General features: G+C 56.0%; 11 protein-coding genes. 3 read left to right on the plus strand and 8 right to left on the minus strand.

Translation table 11 applies throughout. The features are described from left to right. Window positions 1–166 precede the first annotated feature (166 nt). Entirely contained in the window at window positions 167–835 is a 669-nt protein-coding gene (locus OSO_RS0108080; protein ID WP_010582919.1) for an RluA family pseudouridine synthase, read from the plus strand. 21 nt (window positions 836–856) lie between these two features. Here OSO_RS0108080 and OSO_RS0108085 read toward each other — a convergent pair whose 3' ends face one another. The 4 genes from OSO_RS0108085 to OSO_RS42660 form a co-directional block, all read right to left on the minus strand. Then, a complete protein-coding gene (locus OSO_RS0108085) occupies window positions 857–3781 on the minus strand; it encodes a fused MFS/spermidine synthase (protein WP_157605092.1) in 2925 nt (974 codons plus the stop codon). A 136-nt stretch (window positions 3782–3917) separates the two neighbouring features. Continuing rightward, window positions 3918–5438 (minus strand): threonine ammonia-lyase, biosynthetic, encoded by a 1521-nt coding sequence (gene ilvA, locus OSO_RS0108090; protein ID WP_010582921.1) that lies wholly within the window; start codon window positions 5436–5438, stop codon window positions 3918–3920. A 287-nt stretch (window positions 5439–5725) separates the two neighbouring features. Further along, window positions 5726–7624, minus strand: a complete 1899-nt coding sequence (locus tag OSO_RS42655; protein ID WP_010582923.1) for a hypothetical protein — start codon at window positions 7622–7624, stop codon at window positions 5726–5728. A gap of 477 nt (window positions 7625–8101) precedes the next feature. Further along, window positions 8102–9130, minus strand: coding sequence for a sugar ABC transporter substrate-binding protein (locus tag OSO_RS42660; RefSeq protein WP_010582924.1), 1029 nt, complete (start codon window positions 9128–9130; stop codon window positions 8102–8104). Between the two features lie 232 nt (window positions 9131–9362). Here OSO_RS42660 and OSO_RS0108115 point away from each other — a divergent pair, with 232 nt between their 5' ends. Then, complete coding sequence (locus tag OSO_RS0108115; protein ID WP_083842808.1) at window positions 9363–10634, plus strand: SGNH/GDSL hydrolase family protein; 1272 nt, start codon at window positions 9363–9365, stop codon at window positions 10632–10634. Window positions 10635–10803: 169 nt separating this feature from the next. Here OSO_RS0108115 and OSO_RS0108120 read toward each other — a convergent pair whose 3' ends face one another. The 4 genes from OSO_RS0108120 to OSO_RS0108140 form a co-directional block, all read right to left on the minus strand. Then, complete coding sequence (locus tag OSO_RS0108120; protein ID WP_010582926.1) at window positions 10804–11970, minus strand: type IV pilus twitching motility protein PilT; 1167 nt, start codon at window positions 11968–11970, stop codon at window positions 10804–10806. A 287-nt stretch (window positions 11971–12257) separates the two neighbouring features. After that, on the minus strand, window positions 12258–12458 hold the full coding sequence (locus OSO_RS0108130; protein WP_010582927.1) for a twitching motility protein: 201 nt from the start codon (window positions 12456–12458) through the stop codon (window positions 12258–12260). Window positions 12459–12544: 86 nt separating this feature from the next. Then, on the minus strand, window positions 12545–16417 hold the full coding sequence (gene smc / locus OSO_RS0108135; protein ID WP_010582928.1) for a chromosome segregation protein SMC: 3873 nt from the start codon (window positions 16415–16417) through the stop codon (window positions 12545–12547). 157 nt (window positions 16418–16574) lie between these two features. Then, window positions 16575–18557 (minus strand): flagellar basal body P-ring protein FlgI, encoded by a 1983-nt coding sequence (locus OSO_RS0108140; RefSeq protein ID WP_010582929.1) that lies wholly within the window; start codon window positions 18555–18557, stop codon window positions 16575–16577. Window positions 18558–19292: 735 nt separating this feature from the next. On the opposite strand from OSO_RS0108140, the gene OSO_RS0108160 reads away from it, so the two are divergent. Then, the gene (locus OSO_RS0108160) at window positions 19293–19565 is read left to right on the plus strand and encodes a WXG100 family type VII secretion target (protein ID WP_010582930.1); all 273 of its coding nucleotides are present in this window, start codon (window positions 19293–19295) and stop codon (window positions 19563–19565) included. The last annotated feature ends 65 nt before the right edge of the window (window positions 19566–19630 follow it).

Below are 19630 nucleotides of genomic sequence, written 5' to 3' on the forward strand. Positions count from 1 at the left end.
TGCGATTCAGTACACCGTGGTCAGGCTTTTTCAGTTCTCTTTTCGAGAATCCCGCTCCAATTCCACGGCATGCGACACTACCTCAATGACGTACAATTCGTAGAATCCCTCGAAACACGCCGCGACCCGGACGATCGGCGCGGCCCCCGTGTGATGGACTGATTCTGTGTTTAAATTTCCCCCTATCATCTACGAAGACAATCACTGCCTGGCGTTTGACAAACCGCCGGGATTGCTCACGATGGGTGATCACACCGGCGAACGTTCGCTCGTCGATTTGGCTCGAGACTACTTGCGCGAGAAATATCAAAAGCCCGGCAATGTTTTCGTCGGTGTCGTACATCGACTCGACCGCCCCGTTTCTGGCGTTGTGCTGTACGCGCGGACGAGCAAAGGAGCCAGTCGGCTGTCAGAACAATTCCGCGTCCATCACGTTCAGAAAACCTATCTGGCACTCGTTGAAGGCGCCGTCAACGCCCGAACGGGAATCTTGCGTGATCGGCTTCTCAAAGATCGCGAACGGAACGTGGTTTCGGTCCTTGATGCCGATGATGAACAGGGCCAGGACTGTGAACTGGCGTTCGAACGACTGGAACGCTGGGGCCACTTCACATTGCTCGAGATTCGACCGTTGACTGGTCGCAGTCATCAGATTCGCGTTCAACTCTCTGCGCAGGGTTGGCCGATCGCAGGCGATCGCAAGTATGGCTCGACCGTCCGCACCAACGGTTTTATCGCACTCCACGCCGCCGCCTTGGATTTTGCACACCCCACGACCAAGGAACCATTGTCAGTCTCGGCACCATACCCAGAGATCTGGCAAGACATCGGGTAACGAGATGCATGTTGGTCGACGTTACTCTTGTGTCTCGAAGACCGGCGCAAGCAGGTTATCCACGGGCGCAAAATCGTCCGTAAGAATCTGTCCGTCCGCAAGCTCGAGAATTGAAGACATCTGCCCCCTCAGTTGAGGTTCCTTCGTGTCCGGCAAGGTTTCCAGCGAGGCAAACGGAACTCCGTCCCATTCGCCAGTTTCGCGGATCGCCGCCAGATCGTAAGGACGACGAGAGCAGACCATCACAAAGGTGTCTCGCCCCGCACCTGGCTCTCCATGCGATGTGCTGAACAGGTAGATGTTCGGAAACACGCGCGCTGCCGTAGCGACGTATCGTCCCAGAAACGCACCTGCCCGCTTCAACTGTGAACGTTTCGCGGCCGCCGTGACGGCGTCGACCCAGGGCTGATTCGTCGGATCCAGGTTGATTAACTCTTTCGCCATCACGGAGGAAAGCCGTCCGCGAAAACCCAATAGGTACGTGGATTCCCCTTGTCGATACGCTTCGACGAACTGGTAAGGGGCCTTTGCGGCTTTCCACTTCAACAAAGTTCCTTCCGTGAGTTCGAGCGACGGTGGGATCACGCCAGCGTAAGATTGCTTCTTGCGAGAAGCACGAGCCAGTGATGCGATCGCCTCATTCCAGGCCTCACGTTCGACCTTCACATCGATCTCAGGTGCCACCCCTTTGGTCACGTCATACGCGGCAGCCGGCGCGACACTTGGCCAGGTCACGTCGACCAATCCCTGCTCTTCCCACGAAGCGATCGGTCGATTCACACTGAGTCGATATCGGTTCGTAAGAAGTTCCATCACCTGCAAGGGCGCGTAGCGCCGATTGGCATCCACGTTTTTTTCACGCCGGACCTCCGCGGACACCAATCCCTGAGGCAGCCTGCCGCCGAATTCCACCTCGGCACGTCCAATAAATCCTCCAGGAATCTCTGTTCTGGGATACATATCAATGATGTTGGCTTGAAAAACCCCCCGCTCGCTCAACAAGTCGCAGGTCTTCTGCAAGAACTCTCGCGTCGTCAGATGAAAGGGAATGCTGAAATCATTGAAGGCATCGGCATAAATGAAGTCGTACGTCACCGCAGGCCGATTCTGCCGTAACATTTCCGCATTGCCGCGAAGACGGTCATCGACGAAGTTGCGGGCATCATTCAATGACGTCGAAATCCGCTCAGCGATTTCGTCGGTGTATCCCAACTCGGATTTGACCGCCTGGTACACAGCGGGATCAAGCTCAGCGACATCAATTCTCGGACTGGCAGGAAACTGCTGTAAGAACCATCGCGGAAAGATGAACCCGCCCCCACCGTAGAAACAGGCGGTCGATGTTCCCAATCGCTGACGGGCTCCAACGATGTCGCGATACCAGCCCGCGGACGGGGACGTTTCGATGAGCTGATCTCGATCGCCGACGGTCAACCGACGATAGGCAATCAGCACAGCGATAGTTTCATCGTGGCGCACGACCTTCGAAAGTTCTGCAGGAATCGACACGCCGTCGGGAAGCGCAGCGAGATCGACGGCCGAAAAGCCTCCGAAATCATCTCGACTGGTGGCGCGATAGAGCTGATCAACCGCCGCCCAGTACTCCGACACCGGTGAAAGCGACAGCAGTTGTGTCAACAGTTCTGTAGTCGGGTGTTCGATCGAGAGTGATTGACCTGATTCCGTCAGGGTCACCCCGTCTGGCAAATCATCGGCTGTGACTTTCAGCACTGACAAACCTTGCAATGAAATCGTGATCGGGTCAACAGGAGTCGACTTCGCCACCACTTTGGTGACCCCTGCATACACTCGTTCATATTCATAATGCAGAAACGTCGGGTTGCTCGGGTCGTAATAGCTGTGGATCAGCTTGTCCAGCCGCAACGCTTTCAATTGGCGTCCGTCCACGACTGAGTTCTGCACCGCGATATCCGAATAATGACTTTCGTCCTGATACTGATTGAGTGAGTCGTCGCGAAGATGAAGCAATAGGCCCAGTTCGTGCAATTTCTCGCCCAGCGAATGGCAAAAATGAAACGAACGACTACGCACAGTTGCCGCGGCGGAACCTGACTGAGTTGCCGCCGCCAATTCGCCGATCGAAATTCCCACAGACGCGAGCGCATCTCCGGTGACTGTCGCCGCCAGAATCGTCCATCCCAGAAGTTGCATCCACCCCACGATGACAGCGGTACGGAAGATCAGTCGATGCGACGCCACGAAGACCGCCAGCACACCTAAAATTCCCGCGGTCATTCCCACGATCGCCCGAGTTCCCCAGATATCAACCAGATAGAAACCTGTTAGAAATGTCCCCGCAATCGAACCGAGCGCTCCCCAGGCATAGACATTGCCCACCGTTGAGCCGGTCCTCGAATTGTTTTCCAATGCCATACTAGCCACGAGCGGCGATACCGTCCCCATGGCCAGAGCAGGAAGAAAAAAAATCGTCCCCACCAGCGTCACGATCCACTGGGGCCAGCTTAACGCATCTGGCCGAGGCATCGTTCCGACGAGTTGATCCAGCCATAAGACGCTGGCGCACGACAGACTACCAACAAGATACATCCACGCGAGTGCCCGGCGACGATCGTATCGATCGGCCAGCCACCCACCCAGCCAGTTCCCGACCGTGATCCCGGCCAAAACGACACCGATGACGGACGTCCAGGTGTAGAGCGACGAACCGACGTGCTTCGCAATGAGACGTGAAGCCGTCAGCTCCAGCATCATCACGCAGACGCTGGTGACAAAGACCAGAAAGTTGAACCCCATTGTGCCGCCGCCACGGACCGGCCGGGATCGGCCTATACGCTTGGGCGAAGGCCCATGAACAGGTGGTGGTGGCTGGATTCCGTCGGGTGCAAGCGGAGAGGCCGACGACAACCGATAGGTAGAATCATCGTCGCCGGATACGGACTTCTCTGATTTCGGCGGTAGGCTCATGCTGCATGTTCTTCCGAGGATGACGCAACGGTGTCTGAATCAGGAATGATAGCCATACCTGATTGGCCATTGCAAAAATGTCTGCCCATTCCACGTCGGCGACCGATGCATTCTGACACCCGACACGAAGACGGTGTTACCGTAGGAACAGGCGATAGACGGGATTTTCAGTCTCGTCAACATAGGGATACCCCAGCGAATCGACAAACTCCTGAAAGTCTGCCTTTTCCCCATCCGGCACTTGCGTTCCGACCAGGATGCGCCCGTAGTCAGCACCTTGATTCCGGTAGTGAAACAGGCTGATATTCCAGTTCGGATGCATCCGCGCCAGAAATTGCATCAAGGCTCCAGGGCGCTCCGGGAACTCAAATCGATACAACCGTTCATCGCGTGCCAGTGCCGTTCGACCACCAACCATATAACGCACGTGTTCCTTGGCGAGTTCATCATCAACCAGGTCCACGGCGGCAAAACCTTGCTGCGCGAACGTGTCACCTATGGCGACCGCTTCACCTCGATGACGCATTGCCAGGCCGACAAGGACATGTGCATCCTTTGCGTCGGAAATACGATAGCTGAACTCGGTCACGCTACGCTGCCCGATGGTTTCGCACAGGCGTTTGAAGCTTCCCCGTTCCTCAGGAATCGTCACCGCGAAAAGTGCCTCGCGTTCTTCCCCAACCTCGGCCCGCTCGGCGATGAACCGCAGCCGATCGAAATTCATATTCGCGCCGCAGGTGATCGCAACAAGACTCTGACCAGCAAGTCCATGCTTCGCGATGTAGGCTTTCATTCCCGCGATTCCCATCGCACCAGCCGGCTCGAGAATACTGCGTGTGTCTTCGAACGCATCTTTGATCGCGGCGCAGACGGCGTCCGTATCGACCATGACAAAGTCATCGACAAGTGCCCGCGTCATCCGAAACGTTTCTTCACCGACGAACTTTACGGCCGTACCATCAGAAAACAGTCCCACATCCGCGAGCCGCACACGATTTCCGGCGGTAACGGATTGCAGCATGGCATCCGAGTCTGCCATTTGCACCCCGATGACTTTGATCTCGGGCCGAACCGCTTTGATGTACGCTGCGACACCAGAAATCAGACCGCCCCCTCCGATCGCCACGAAGACCGCATGAATCGGGTGCTGATGCTGACGCAGGATTTCCATTCCAATCGTCCCCTGGCCCGCGATCACGTCTGGATCATCGAACGGATGGACGAATACGTATCCCTCGCGCGACTGCAGTTCCAGCGCATGGGAATAGGCATCCGAGTAGCTGTCTCCGTGAAGTACCACCTGCCCGCCCAGATCTTTCACGGCATCCGACTTGAGCTTCGGTGTCGTGATGGGCATCACGATCACGGCGCGGCAGCCGAGTCGTCGTGCACTAAGGGCCACGCCCTGTGCGTGATTTCCGGCCGATGCACAGACCACGCCGCGTGCCAGTTCGTCCGGCGTCAAACGCGCCATCTTGTTGTAGGCGCCACGCAGCTTGAAACTGAAAACAGGCTGAGTATCTTCCCGTTTCAGCCAGACCTGATTCCCCAACCGAGCCGACAGCTTCTTGGCCGCTTCCAGCGGCGATTCAATCGCCACGTCGTAAACTCGAGCGGTCAGAATCCGTTGCAGATAATCCAGCAAACTCGGTTCCATGTACAACGCCTTCCTCCAGCAAAAGAAAAGCGTAAGGATAGCACCTCAAGCAAGCCTTTGAAGGATGAGAGCGTAATTGATCCGACGACGAGAGAACGCCAATCATCAGCGATCCATCTGGATTTGCCGTACCGCACAGCCGTCGACGCCCTCAGGCTGAATGAAACGCGCGAGCAAAGTTTCACCACTCAAAATGCAAATGCCCCGCAGCCTAAACTGCGGGGCATCGGTGATTTGAAACCACAATTCACGCCGTGAACCACTGCATCAGTGATTCGTCGGCGAACTTACTGGCAGCAAGCGTTGCAGCTAGGAGCTGCTGGAACCAGGACCTTCTTCTCGACCATTTTGCAGACCTGAACGGTCACGTCTTTTTCGACGGTGACAGGCACGCAAACGGTGAAAGTCTCGGTCTTTTCTTCATTCACAACATCGCACACCGTGACTTGGTACTGTTCTTCACGAGTCTTCGGAACACAGACCGTGAAGTTGACTGTACGGGTCTTCTCTTCATTCACTGTCTTGCAGACAGGGACCTGACGAGTGCGGTTTTCGGTGCGGCAAAGTTGAACCTGGTAGTCATACTCTTGCGTTTCTGGAACTTGCTCGCAGACCTGGATGGTCCGAGTGCGTGGTTCCGTGCGGCAGAGTTGAACCTGGTATTCGAACTCTTGCTGAACGGGAACTTGCTTGCAGACCTGAATGGTCCGGGTGCGTGGTTCCGTGCGGCAGAGCTGAACCTGGTATTCGAACTCTTGCTGAGCTGGAACTTGCTTGCAGACCTGGATGGTCCGGGTGCGTTGTTCCGTGCGGCAGAGTTGAACTGGGTACTCATACTCTTGTTGCGTAGCCACTTGGCGACAGACGGGAACCGTCCGCGTACGCTGTTCGGTGCGGCAAAGCTGGACGGTGTACTCGTACGGGACCTGTTCGGTCACGTAGTCGCAAACCTGAACCTGTCGCGTTCGCTGTTCCTGTCGGCACAGCGTGACGTTGTAGGTGTAAGGAACTTGCTTGCACACTTGTTGACAGACGGTGTAAGGAACCTGAGTCTGAACGACATTCGGGACCCAAACCTGTTGCGAGACGGTTGTCTGGCAAGGAGCACAAGCAGGAGCACATCCACCACAAGCGGCAGCGGTACCGCATGGCGAGCAGCAGTTGGCGGTCACGGCAACCGACTGGCAGCCGTTGGTCACTGGAACACATCGGGTTTCCCAGTGTCCCTGATCCTGGCAAACGGTACGGGTCTGTTGAACCTGGACGGTCTCATAGACCGTTCGCGTACCTTGACGGGCTTCGGTGTAAGGAACATTCACCGTGTACGTCTGATCGACGGTTCGGTTAACCGGACGTGCCACAGCGCGAGTGGCCTTGCGCACTTCGGTGTAAGGAACCTGAACCGTGTAGGCCTGTTCAACATTGTCCGTTACGGTGTTGTAAACCGTACGGGTTCCCTTACGCGTTTCCGTATAAGGAACTTGAACCGTGTACGCCTGTTCGACGTTCTCGGTTACGGTGTTGTAGACCGTACGAGTTCCCTTGCGGGTTTCGCTGTAAGGCACTTGAACCGTGTACGCCTGTTCGACGTTCTCGGTCACGTTGTTCAGGACCGTGCGAGTTCCCTTGCGGGTCTCGGTATAAGGAACCTGAACTTCGTAGTTCTGAACAACGTCCTTCGTGACGTTCTTCAGAACTTGACGCGTACCTTTACGAGTTTCCGTATAAGGAACCTGAACTGTGTACGCCTGATCGACCAGCTCGGTCACTTGGCGGCTCTCGACGTACTTCTCTTCACGGCTTTGAGCTTGATTCTCGGTGTAGTTCACCGTGCGGGTCTTCGTTTCCGTGCGAGGAACCTGCCGTTGAACGGTGTACTTGCGCTCGCGTTGCTCTTGACGGTATTCCGTCGTGGCAACCTTTCGGGTTTCCGTGGTCATGACAGGTTCGAGAACCGTCTGTTCCACCATTTGAGGAGCACAGGCGGCGGCTGTTCCAGCAGTTGCACCGGCACCGCAACCACCTGTACCACAACCACCAGTCCCGCAAGCCGAAACGCTTGCACAACACGGTGCCGGAGCACACGCGGCTGGATACGGTTGGCAGCAGCGATGGCGATGACCTGCTTGTGCCGTCGACCCCAGCAAGGCGACTGTGGCGACCAAAATCGCCCACTGTTTGACCATAAATCTCCCCCTTCAACTTAAGTAGCCTGAACCCAAACCCTGAAAAAAGCTGTCGTTCCGTGTCCAACCGCGATCGCTGGCCCAAGACGTCCGACCACGACGTCTTTCCTCGCGAAATGACACGAAAATCAAGCTAAACTTTGTGGAACGATGGCAAATACTAAAACTGAATAGAAGCAGTGTCCATAGTCAAGATGGGAAATCTGAGCGAACATTAGCAAATACGAGCATCCCGTTGACTTTTCAGCCGACGAAGAGAATTCTGCCGTTACCATCCAATCAAAAATAGACATTCCGCCAATGATCAAGGCCCGCGATTTGACAATGACGAAATTGCAAATTGCGGACCAGATCGGATTCGTAGACGTTGTCGCCTGCGGAATTTTCCGGCACGAGCGCGCCGCCACTACTGGAAATGCGTATTGCAATTTCACGGCACCATGTGGCGGTCATTTATCAGAAACGGCGGATTGGCCTTCAAACAAGGCAGTGAGCCGGGTCAGCCAGGTAGTACATGGCCTCAAGGGCGCGAGGGTTGTCCGCGGTGACCAATGGCCCCGGCGTAATGATTTCGCTCGGTACGGATTCAATCGGCTCTTTGTTTCGCACGATGAACTGCCCGACGATCAACGCCGTCTGATGAATCCGACAGACGGGATTCACGGCCGACGCGGCAAGCACGCCGTTCTTGATGGCGTTCAATCCGTCTTTTTGACCGTCAACGGCGACAACAACCATCTTCTCGTGAACGGTTCCCTTCAGGGCCGGAATCGATCCTAGTGCCATGTCGTCACTATGAAAGAAGGCTCCCGCAATGGGCGTCGTCTCTTGCTGTAGCAATGCCTCGAAGGTATTACGCGCTTTCTCGGGCTTCCAGTCGCACCAGCGGACTCCGCCGCCCAGCACCTCTACATTCGGAAAACGCTTCAAGACATTCTCGAACCCTTGGCGTCGCCCCTGCGCGCCGCTGTGACCATCCAACCCGCCAATGTGAATCACCTTTCCCTGCCCGCCAATTTTCTCCATCAGATAGCCAACACTCTTCTCTGCCATCTCAACATGATCGGGCGTCACTTCGCACCAGACACCTGTCGAACGCATTTTATCCATGCTCACCAACAGGGTATCCATCGAAATGACGGGAATACCACGCTCTTTCAGTCGCAAGCAGGGTTCCGCCAACGAGTCAATCTGCACCGCCTGAAAACAGCAGAAGTCCCAGTCGCGATTGGTCAACGAATCGATCTTGTCGCGTTGCCGCGCCGGGTCCATTTCTCCATCAAACCATTCGATCTCGACATTCAGCAGCTTTCCCCACAGTTCCGCCGTGCGTTTCCCCAGTTCGCACCAGGTACTCTGCAGTCCGGCATTGGAAAATGCCGCGCGAAGCGGCTTTGCCCCAGACTCTGTCGACACACCAGGCCCGGCGCAGCCTGCAAGCGCGGCTCCCATGGCAGCCGTCGAACCGATCGTCAGTTTCTCAAGAAAATCACGTCGTGAAGTCATGGTGCTCCTCAGTCATTGGATGATGCGCTGCTCCGCCCCGCGCATCCCCGACGCGCCGAGCCAGCACCACTGATACGAATATTGGAGGATTCGCTCAAGCGTGACCGCAACGGCCGGCCCTCTGCAGGACATCGCAGGGATCGTCGCTGACTTGTTTGCCAACAGGCTTCGACACACAATCGCCCGCGGAAGCAAGATTGGAGATCCGTCACCAAACAGAAGAAGGTTCAGAATGTCACGAAGTCTGCGATGGTTCAGTGTGTTGATCCTGTTGGCCGGAATGACTCGAGTCGATGCGGCAGATTTCTTTTTCCGTGACGGTGATGTCGTCGTCATGATTGGCGACAGCATTACCGAGCAGCACCTCTATTCGAACTACGTCGAACTCTGGACGGTGACTCGCTTCCCCAAGTGGAAGCTGACGTTTCGCAACGTCGGAATCGGTGGCGACCGTTCGCCGGGTGGCAATCAACGCTTCGCACGGGATGTACTGATCCACAAGCCAACCGCCATGACCGTCGATTTTGGTATGAATGACGGCGGCTACCGCGCGTTCGAGCCAGGCACCTTCGACCCCTATATGACTGGCCTGCAAGGGATGGCCGATCAAGCGAAATCTCATAACATCCGCACGGCCTGGGTCACACCACAGCCCCTGGATAACGCCAATCAGGGTTCGACCGCCATGGCCGAGCTCTACAACCAGACTCTCGAAAAATTCTCTGAAGGAGTGAAGACCACCGCCGAACGAAATGGCGGACTCTTCGTCGATCAGTTTCACCCTTACATCAAAGTTCTGGATGCCGCACGGGCGGGAACAACGACGTACCAGCGCATTACCGGCGGCGATGCCGTTCACCCTGGCCCTCCAGGTCAGGCACTCATGGCCGCATCAATCCTGAAGGGACTCAGCTTCCCTGCACAAGTTTCGTCGGCAGTCATTGACGCAAAAACCTTGAAGGTCGACGCAGCTTCCAACTGCAAGATTGACGAACTCAAAGGTGGAAGTGATGGAATTGTATTCTCGCGTTTGGACGACGCACTGCCATTCTTTCCTGCCGACGCAACGAGCATTCTAACTTGGGCTCCGCTGCTTGAAGAAATGAATCAATATCAACTGCGCGTGACGGGGCTGGCGGGTGGAAACTACGAAGTTCGAATCGGCGGTGCGAAGACGGCCGTATTTTCCGCGGAACAACTCGCAGCGGGTGTGAACTTGGCCTCGGCGGTTCTCGCTTCTGGCCCCATCGCGGAGCAGGTGAATGCCGTTCAGGCGGCTGTTGAAGCCAAGAACGGCTATCACCACAAGTCGATCTTCCGTGGCATCGTCCTATCATCCAATGTTCCCGAATGGGTCTATGAAGCGATCCCTCGCGCGGACCTGGAAAACAAGAAGCAAGCCATCATTCAAGAACGCCTCGCAAAGCTGCTTTCGCTGGATGCGGAAGTCGCCAAAACACTGGTCATGAAGCCGGTCGCGTTCGAAATCTCACCCGCGAAATAGTGACCACAATTGGAAGTCAGACTTCGTCAGCGCCACCGCGATGATGATGTCGGCGGCGAAAAACAAATGGTCCCGTCACTTTCAACTTGAGGTGACGGGACCATTGTGTTACTTGCGGGTTCACGTTGCAGCGGCCCGAGCATCGGCCGCTGCACAACATCAATGCCGGTTACAAAATCCCCGACGATTTCACGTTGATGCCCTTCAGCATCATCTTCAGTTCTTCGACGTTCGGACTGATTTCGAAGGCATCCGCGCGACTCACAAATTCCTTCGTAACGAAGTGATACAGACTGTCATTGAACTGCTGCATCCCTTCCGCCTTCCCGATCCGAATCGCCGCGGGCAGTTTTTCGTCCATTTCTTCCAGGATCAGCTTACGAATCGTTCCGTTAAAGATCATGATCTCGGTAATCGGAACTCGTTTGGGCTTGTCCACGATCGTCGGTAGCAGCTTCTGAGCCACGATTGCCTTCATGTTAAAGCCCATCGACGAACGCAGCGCGCGGTGCATCGACTGTGGGAACAAGTCGAGGATACGTCCGATCGTCGACGGAGCACTCGACGCGTGAATCGTTCCAAATACCAAGTGCCCCGTTTCCGCGGCATGCATGGCGGTTTCAAACGTTTCACGATCGCGCATTTCCCCCACCAGCATGATATCGGGGTCTTCACGCACCGCATGTTTCATGGCGGTATGGAAGTCGGACACATCCTGCCCTAGCTCTCGCTGATTGATCAAACATTTGTCGGCCTTGTACACGAATTCGACAGGGTCCTCGATCGTTAGAATATGCTTCTTGTAATTCCGATTCACCCAGTCGAGCATCGACGCGATGGTCGTTGACTTTCCCGAACCGGTCACCCCGGCCAGCAGCACCATCCCCTGGTCGAACACGCACAGACTTTCCAAAATCGGCGGCAGGAAGAGCCCCTCGAAGTTCGGAATGCTGCGCTCGACCTTACGAGTCACCATGCCCATCTTGCTCATTTGAATGAACAAGTTCACACGAAACCGCCAGGGCTCGCCTTTATGTTCCACAACGTGCGCAAAGTCGGCCCCCCCGGTGTTCTTAAAAATCTCTTGGTTTCGCTCGTCCATCAGCGGCCAGCAAAGTTCCCGCATCGTCTCTTCATCGATCGGCGGCATATCCAGCGGCGACAATGAACCCTTAACACGCAGAATGGCCGGCTTGCCCACCTGCATGTGCAAGTCGGAACCGTTCAGATCGATCAGGGCTCGAAAGTACTTGTTGACGGGCAGGTCTTCTTTCTTCGTACCCAACCGAATCCCGGCCGCGCCCTTGGGTGCCGATCCATTTTCCGAACCACTCATGACAGACTCCCGACAGAAACGTGACGATGGCGAGCGAATTGCCTTGAACACACCGATTCTAACCGAATCCGTGGACCGGGTGGCAAGCATCGGCGTTTGAACGACACAATTTTCTGTTTTGGACCGCAAAACAGGAATAATCCCGTCAGTTCAGGCGATTGCCCTTCGCTACATCCAAGCGGATGTCACCGCCTTCGATCCGCATCCTCGAACAAAACACCCAAACGACACCCCTCTATTCGACGACAAGCGCAACATCGACGATGACATGACTCGCGAAGATTACATCAGCCTGCTTGTCCATCAGCGACCAGCAAAGCGCGCATCGTGTCCCCATCCATTGGGGGCATGTCGAGTGGCGAGAGATCACCCTTGATTCGAAATGACGCGGGCAACCCCGTCTGCATGACAAGCTCGGTCGCGCTCAAACCGATCAGTACGCGAAAGAATTTGTCAATCGGCAATCCATATGCGTCCGAGCCGTCCATCGAGGTCTCCCGGATGAAACGTCACGCCTTGTTCATCGTGCTGACATCGCAGGTACAGGGACTGCCGACTTCGTTATCGGCAAAAATCACGCCGCAGATGGTTGGGCTGACGGCTTGAAATTGCCGTCGTCGCTGACATCTTCGAAACGCACACTCATCCGTTTCGAGATCCCAGATTCCTCCATCGTCACCCCGTACAAGACGTCTGCCACAGTCATCGATCGCTTATGGTGAGTGATCATAATGAACTGAGTGGTCTGCTGGAACGCTTTTACCACGGCGGTAAACCGTTCGACATTTGCTTCGTCGAGGGCGGCGTCGACTTCGTCCAGAATACAAAACGGACTGGGTTTGCTCTTGAAGATCGACATGATCAGCGCAATGGCCGTCATCGTCTTTTCACCCCCGCTAAGCAGGGAAATGCTCCGCAGTTCCTTCCCGGGTGGCCGCGCCGCAATGTCGATCCCACAGTCAAGAATGTCGTCGGGATCTTCGAGAACGATATCGCCTTCGCCACCGCCGAAAACCTGCCGAAACAGGTCGCGGAAGTTGTTTCGAATTGTTTCGAACGTCTCAAGGAACAGCCGTCGACTCTCTGCATTGATCTTGCGAATGATGTCTTCCAGCGTCTGCTTGGCTTCCACCAGATCCTGCAACTGAGCCGAAAGCTGAGTGAATCGATTCTCTTGCATTTCCAGGTCGCGCAGGCTGTCAGTATTGACGGCCCCCATCATTTTCAATTGTTTTCGCAGCCGATTCACGCGTGCATCCAGTTCCGGACGGGCCTCAGAAAAGAGCAGTGGCAATCCGTTATCCACGACCGACATGGCCGTCTCGTGGTGAGTGTCATCGACGGTGGCCGGCAATGGTTCGATGTGCGCGTCATCCGCCGCGATTTCGGGCTCCGTCGTTTCCCCCTCGTTCGCGTGTGATTCCTCTTCTTTCTCTTTGCGAGCTTTGTGTCGATGTGACGGCTTGCTGTTTCGTTCCTCAATCAGCATGCCGAGTGCTGACACGCCTGATTCGACGACATCCACGAGCTTGAGCTGATATTCCTCTTCGAGTCGTTCGTCCAAACCGGCGAGATTGCTTTTCATCTCGCGGACGCGAATCTCGTTGCCGTGATGCCGATCTTCCAGTTCACGACGCTGCTTCCGCAATGCCAGCTCTTGCTCCACGAACTGACTGCGTTCAATGCGGAGGGCGCGTTTCTCGTTTTCCAAACCGTGCAAGATGGATTGAATTTGCTCCGCAACCAGCATTCGCTCGTCTCGGGCCGCGCGGGTGTTCAAAATCTGCAACAGGATCCGCTCGCATTGCGCGAACGATGTCCCATATCGGCGTTCAGCCTCTTCGTGCTGGGCCATCCGCTGTTGCAGTTCTTCCTTCAAACGACCTTCCTGCGACTTCAGGCTCTCCAGTCGTTCCGCCTGCTTCACCAATTCGAGTTGAAGTTCGCTCTTCTGCTGTTCCAACTGACGATGTTGCTGCTCAAGCGAAGCGACTTCATCACCACGCACAGTCAGACTGGCAACCAGATTTTGAAGTTCCTCGTCGGTCGTCGTCGCCTGCTGCAACGCGATAGCGTACTCTTCCTCGTGGCGGGTCAGGGCTTCGTCGCCATCCAATAACTGCTGCGCCAACATCTGACGCTCGCGGTTCAACCGTTCCAAAGTCTGATCTTGCGCTGAAAGCTCCGATTTCAAATCCGCTAACCGCTGATTGGCGTAATCAAGCTCGGCCGCGAGTGCTTCGAGTTCCGAGTCTGCCCCGGTCAACGATTGATACATGGACTGCAGCGACTGTTCCGCCGTGGCGATGTCGCGATCAAGCAGTGTCAGATCGTTCTTCAACCGCCGCAGTTCGCTTTTGCGTGACAGCAGGGACGTTTCTGTGCGAATCGTACCAACGAACAGCGATCCATTGGCTTCGAGCAGTTCACCCTGCATCGTGACGAATCGCAGACCGATGCCCGGCCCCACCGCCAGACGCAGCGCCACGTCGATCGTTTCGACAATCCAGGTGTCCGACAAGACGGCCGGTGCGAGCCCGATGATTCCTCGATCAGACAGAATCAGTTGATCCGCACGCATCACGACGCCGGGTTCACGCGACAGATCAGGCAACTTCTCGGGATCGAGCTGCAAATGGACGAATCGATCGCCGTGCTGTACGGGTGCGATCGACTGGCTGATGCTGCGGTCCGGAATCGCGATGAATCCAATCCGATTGGTCAGCAGAACGGTTCCCTGATTCAAGTAGTCCAGCAGCGCCTGATATTCCCGCAAGACAATCAATTGCGCACGGGGGCCCAGCGCCACTTCCAGCAGGGCGGCACGTTCCAAATCCACGTCCAGCAATTCGGCCACGCTGCCGACAATCGAGTTCCATGGAGGTGAAGGAGACGTTCGAGCACGCGTCAGGATTTCCTTGACACCAATCCCCAGACCTTCCTGCCGCAGCTCAAGGTCTTCCAACAGCGACTTCCGTGCGTGCGCCGCACTTCGCCGTTCCCGGCATTCGGCCAGCGTCCGCTTCGTCTCTTCTTGGACCCCCAACAAGTTGGCTCGATTCAACTGCGATGACCGCAAGTTCTGCAGCGCCAACTGCTGACTTTGCGATGCCTCTTCGACGCGACGCAGGCCTTGTGCGCGTTCGAGATCACGCTCGGCAATGGTTCCATCCAATGCGTCGAGTTGCGAAATGATCTTCTGTTGATTTGACCGCAATGTCGCCACATTGGCCTGAAGCATTGTCACGGCGTTCGCCGTGTCCGAAACAAGCTTTGTCAGTTCCAACCGGCGCGCGTGATCGCGTTCAAGCTGATCCCGGCGCACGGCGAGCTCGCGCGCCGCCAACACCACATCCTGCTCATGCTCGACAACACGTCGCTGACACGCCGAATTTTCCTGCTCGAACTCGATCAGTCGATCCTGCTGCCCGGCGATTTCCAGTCGGGTTTCGCGCGCTCGCCGCCCCAACATAAATTGCTGCCGCTGAAGCCTGGCCAGTTCTGATTCGAGCTCCTGCAGGCGAGCCGTCTGGAACTGAATCGTCGCTTCATGACCGGCGATCGCTTCGCGGCCACCGGAATTCCGCCGTTCGACATCGCGCAGCTGCTCATCGTACTTTGCCAGTTCGGCATCGAACGCGGCTTCGCGTGCTTCGAAGACCTTCTGCTGTTCGCCTAGTTCGCCCAACCGACGACTCGATTCCACGAGCTGTTTCTCAATCGCTTCAAGCTCGACAGACAAATGCCGAAAATCGTCCGCGGCCAGTCCGAGCCACCACTTCTTCAGCGCTGTCGAGACATCATGAAACTTCGCGGCCTTGGCAGCCTGGCTGCGCGTCGCATTGAGCTGCGCTTCAACTTCATCGACGATATCGGTCAGGCGTTCCAAGTTTTGACCGACGCGTTCGAGCTTTCGTTGAGCGTCAATTTTTCGTGTCTTGAAGCGACTGATCCCGGCCGCCTCTTCGAAGACACTGCGGCGTGTCGCCGAGCTCCCCTGCAAAATCTGATCGACACGGCCCTGCTCGATGATGCTGTACGCGGCCGTGCCGGCACCGGTCCCCAGAAACAGGTCTTTGATATCCTTGAGCCGCGCCGGAGCTCGGTTCAGCAGATACTCGGCGTCTCCGTTGCGCCAAATTCGGCGTCCGATCTGCACTTCCTGCATATCGAGCGGCAGAAGCCCGCCTGAATTGTCAAAGGTGAGCGTCGCTTCCGCGAAGGCACTTGGTTTGCGGCTGGCGGACCCATTGAAAATGACATCGGTCATTTCCTTACCGCGCAGGCTTTTCGCCGACTGATCGCCCAGAATCCACTTCATGCCGTCGACGACGTTGCTCTTACCGCTGCCGTTCGGCCCGACGACGCAATTGATGCCCGTCGAGAAGTCGAACCGAGTTCGGTCGGCAAAACTCTTAAAGCCGAACAGTTCGAGGGACTTGAGCATCGGAAAAACCAACTGTCAAACGCATGGAACATCGACAACTGTCACACCAGAGCATGATCACCGCGACGATTGGGTTGCCGCGGTCCGCGTGTCCAACCGCAGCGACTCGTCATGGTGTTGCCCCGTGAAGGGCAACGCATGGCCTGGTGCTCGATTGTCATTTATTTCCGCCAAACCACTTCCAGGAACTCTTGGACTTTTCGTCCTTCTTATTCGCACCAGACTTCTTCTTTTTCTTGGCGTCACTCGGACTGGTCTCCGTATCGTCGGAATCGTCCGAGCTTTCTGTCGGCACGCTGGCAAGCGACCCGTTCGAGCGTCCGCCGACCGACTCGGGCTTCTTCCGTTCACCCTCATCCGATTGACCGAAACCTGGAAACTCGTTCTGTTCGTTCGATTCGCGACCAATCCGAATCTTGCGTGCATCCGACGGAGTGTCCTTCGACTCAGGACGGTAGTAGGCGCGTCCGGCCAGCGGTATTTTTTCAACGGCAATGGCTGTCGGCAGATTCTTTTGCCGAGAGGCGTCCGCCAGCAGCTGCAGGACGTCAGGGTATGTGGCCCCCAGTTCGTTTGCAGCACGGATCACGTCCGCGACGCGCAGGGAGACTTCTTTCCGCTGATCCATCTTGCCCACTTCGAAGCGGGCGAGCTGGACTTTATCCGAACCGGGTTGCGCCGTGACCATGATATGTTTGCCTGCGGACAGATACAGCGGCGGAGTGAATTCTTGTTCGGCTCCGAACAAGACGATTTCTGGCCGCGTCCTCAAGGTGACATGCACCATCGGCGGGCCTTCCGTCTTCAGAACGTACAGTTTGTATTCGTTGTCGCGACGCTCGTCTTCTTCCCGTACCCCGAGTATTTCGCCACGGATAAACGGGTCTGTTCTGTCCAACGTCCAAAGTGCACGAAAGGCTCCGTAGCGAGTCTCGTCGCTCGGTTCGCTCATCAACCCCTTGAGCGCGATATGCGCATCGGCATCTTCCATCGTCGCGATCGCATCCAGCGCGTACCGCCGGAATGCACGTTCTTTCTTGGCACACTCGACCAGATGGACCAAACCGGCGGTCTCGCCAAGATACGCAAGACTGACTGCCGAATGGAAACGGCACTCAATCGTGGGTGACGTCAAACCGTGCTTCAGAATCGGAATCCCATCCTGGCCGATCGCCTCAAGTTGCAGTGCACTTGCGTTGGCGGTCTTGGGGATGCACAGATCGTGTTTCAAACGAGCCATCCGCACGCGAAGCTCGACTGGCGTTTCCGTAAACGCCATGTGCCGAATGACCTGGAGATAACGCGCAGGATTCTCTTTGTAGCTTGGATGAACCCTCAATACGATCTTCTGGTCGGTCTTGGGAGTCGCCAGCGTTTTCTTGATTCCGTACTCATCAAAATCATGGAACCGTCGGCCAATTGCCTCGGACACGCGTTTGGCGTTTCGAACAGAAATAAAATCGCGTTTCAGATTGAGTGTCAGGTCGCGCTCTTTCAGCACGACCGCTCCACTGAGCACTCGCCCCTGCTTGAGGAGCGCAGGCTCTTTGACTGTAGATGCTCCCAACCCGGCAGTCAGGACTGGCCCGCGAGCGATCGCATACGTGTGACCCGCCATCAGCTTGCCATCGACGATTGCCTTGTCCGACAAGCGAACTTCCAGTAGTTCACCGCCGACCAGACTCGAAACTGCGGCGTTCGAAGGAACGGTGATTTCAACGTCCAGGCGCTCACCCTTGCGGATCATCGGGCGAAGGTAGGCCCGCACAATTACCAACGCAGTATTGGGAGAGCTCAGAATCGAATGCGGATTCTTGTAACCGTCTTTCTTCAGGTCTTCCAGCAGCGCGGTACGATATTGCGAGGGCGCTGGATCTCCACCCGTTCCTGCGAGACTTCGGACCAGGCCGACACCTTCCAAGACCACCGGTTCCAATCCGCCAACATTGGTATGATCGCCGATCAGGTTCGTATCGAGCTTCGTTCGGTAGCGGGCATCATCATCCTCCGTTTCATCGTCATCATCATTGTCCGTCGTGATCGCCTTTCCCCATGCCGTCGCTACGGGGAACGAAGCGGCAATCGCGGCAAATTGCATCCACTGACGACGCGACAACTGCGAGGGATCAAAATTGTTCATGGAATGCGATTCCTTCCGCAATCACCATCAACTTGATGGGCAGTCAATTGGCGCTGCCCCATGCGAAGTGATCGCCATTGGCAATCAGATCGCAGCGAACATCGCCGACGAGATGAAAAACAGTCAGAGGGTGTAAGTACGCGTGAAACGCCTCGCGGACCGGTGTCCACACAGCGCATCGGATCATTTGAAATGAAATTGAGTAGAACGGAGTATCGGAAATTATGCCGACGTGCCGACACCGTCAAGATGAGTCTGCCAAGGGGGGAGCGCCCTGAAACCACGCAACCGTCACATCAAACACGCCACTTTCACATCGGGGCGAGCCGAGATGCGTCAGCCCTCGGATCTTCTGCATCAATGACCTTCGATGAAGATTCCGAGCGAATCTCCGCTCATTCTCACCGGTTACGGCGACGCACTGCGATCATTGGCATGATTCGCATCGCCCCCGGGGTGCTGACGCATCTCGGCTCGCCTGAATTTCGGGGCATCGGCAAGTGTTCATTTTCAGGAATTCTTCAGGACCGACCGTAGATCTCGGCTATCGGCAGATTTCGCGGGAACGCGCAATGAAACTCAAATCCGTCGATCCGGCGCTCGTGAGCCGATCGACATCGCGGATATACTGTGAATGTCGGCGGTATCCGCTTCGCGTTACGCCGCGAAACAGCCAAACCAACTCGCTTGCCCAAGCCACCACTCGATACTTGATGTGAATTCAGGAGCCTGCCGATGTCACAAGCCGTTGTTGATCCCGTCGATCTGCGTCGATTCGCGGCACTATTACGCGATTTTACGACCGAGCTGCAAAGTCGGCTGTCTGCCGTGAATGGACAAATGAACGCTCTCAGTCAGACGTGGCGTGATCAGGAGCATCTGAAATTCGCCGACGAGTTCTCACAGCACCTAAAGCTTCTCGCTCGCTTTATCGAGGCCAATGAGCAACATGTTCCGTACTTGATGCGAAAAGCTGAACGCATCGAAGAATACCTGTCACAAAAATAGTTCGAGTTCACCCTGTTGTGCTCGACAATGTCACATGACGCCGCTGACAAGATTTCCATCCTCAT

The sequence above is a fragment of the Schlesneria paludicola DSM 18645 genome (assembly GCF_000255655.1).
Classification (GTDB): Bacteria; Planctomycetota; Planctomycetia; order Planctomycetales; family Planctomycetaceae; genus Schlesneria; species Schlesneria paludicola.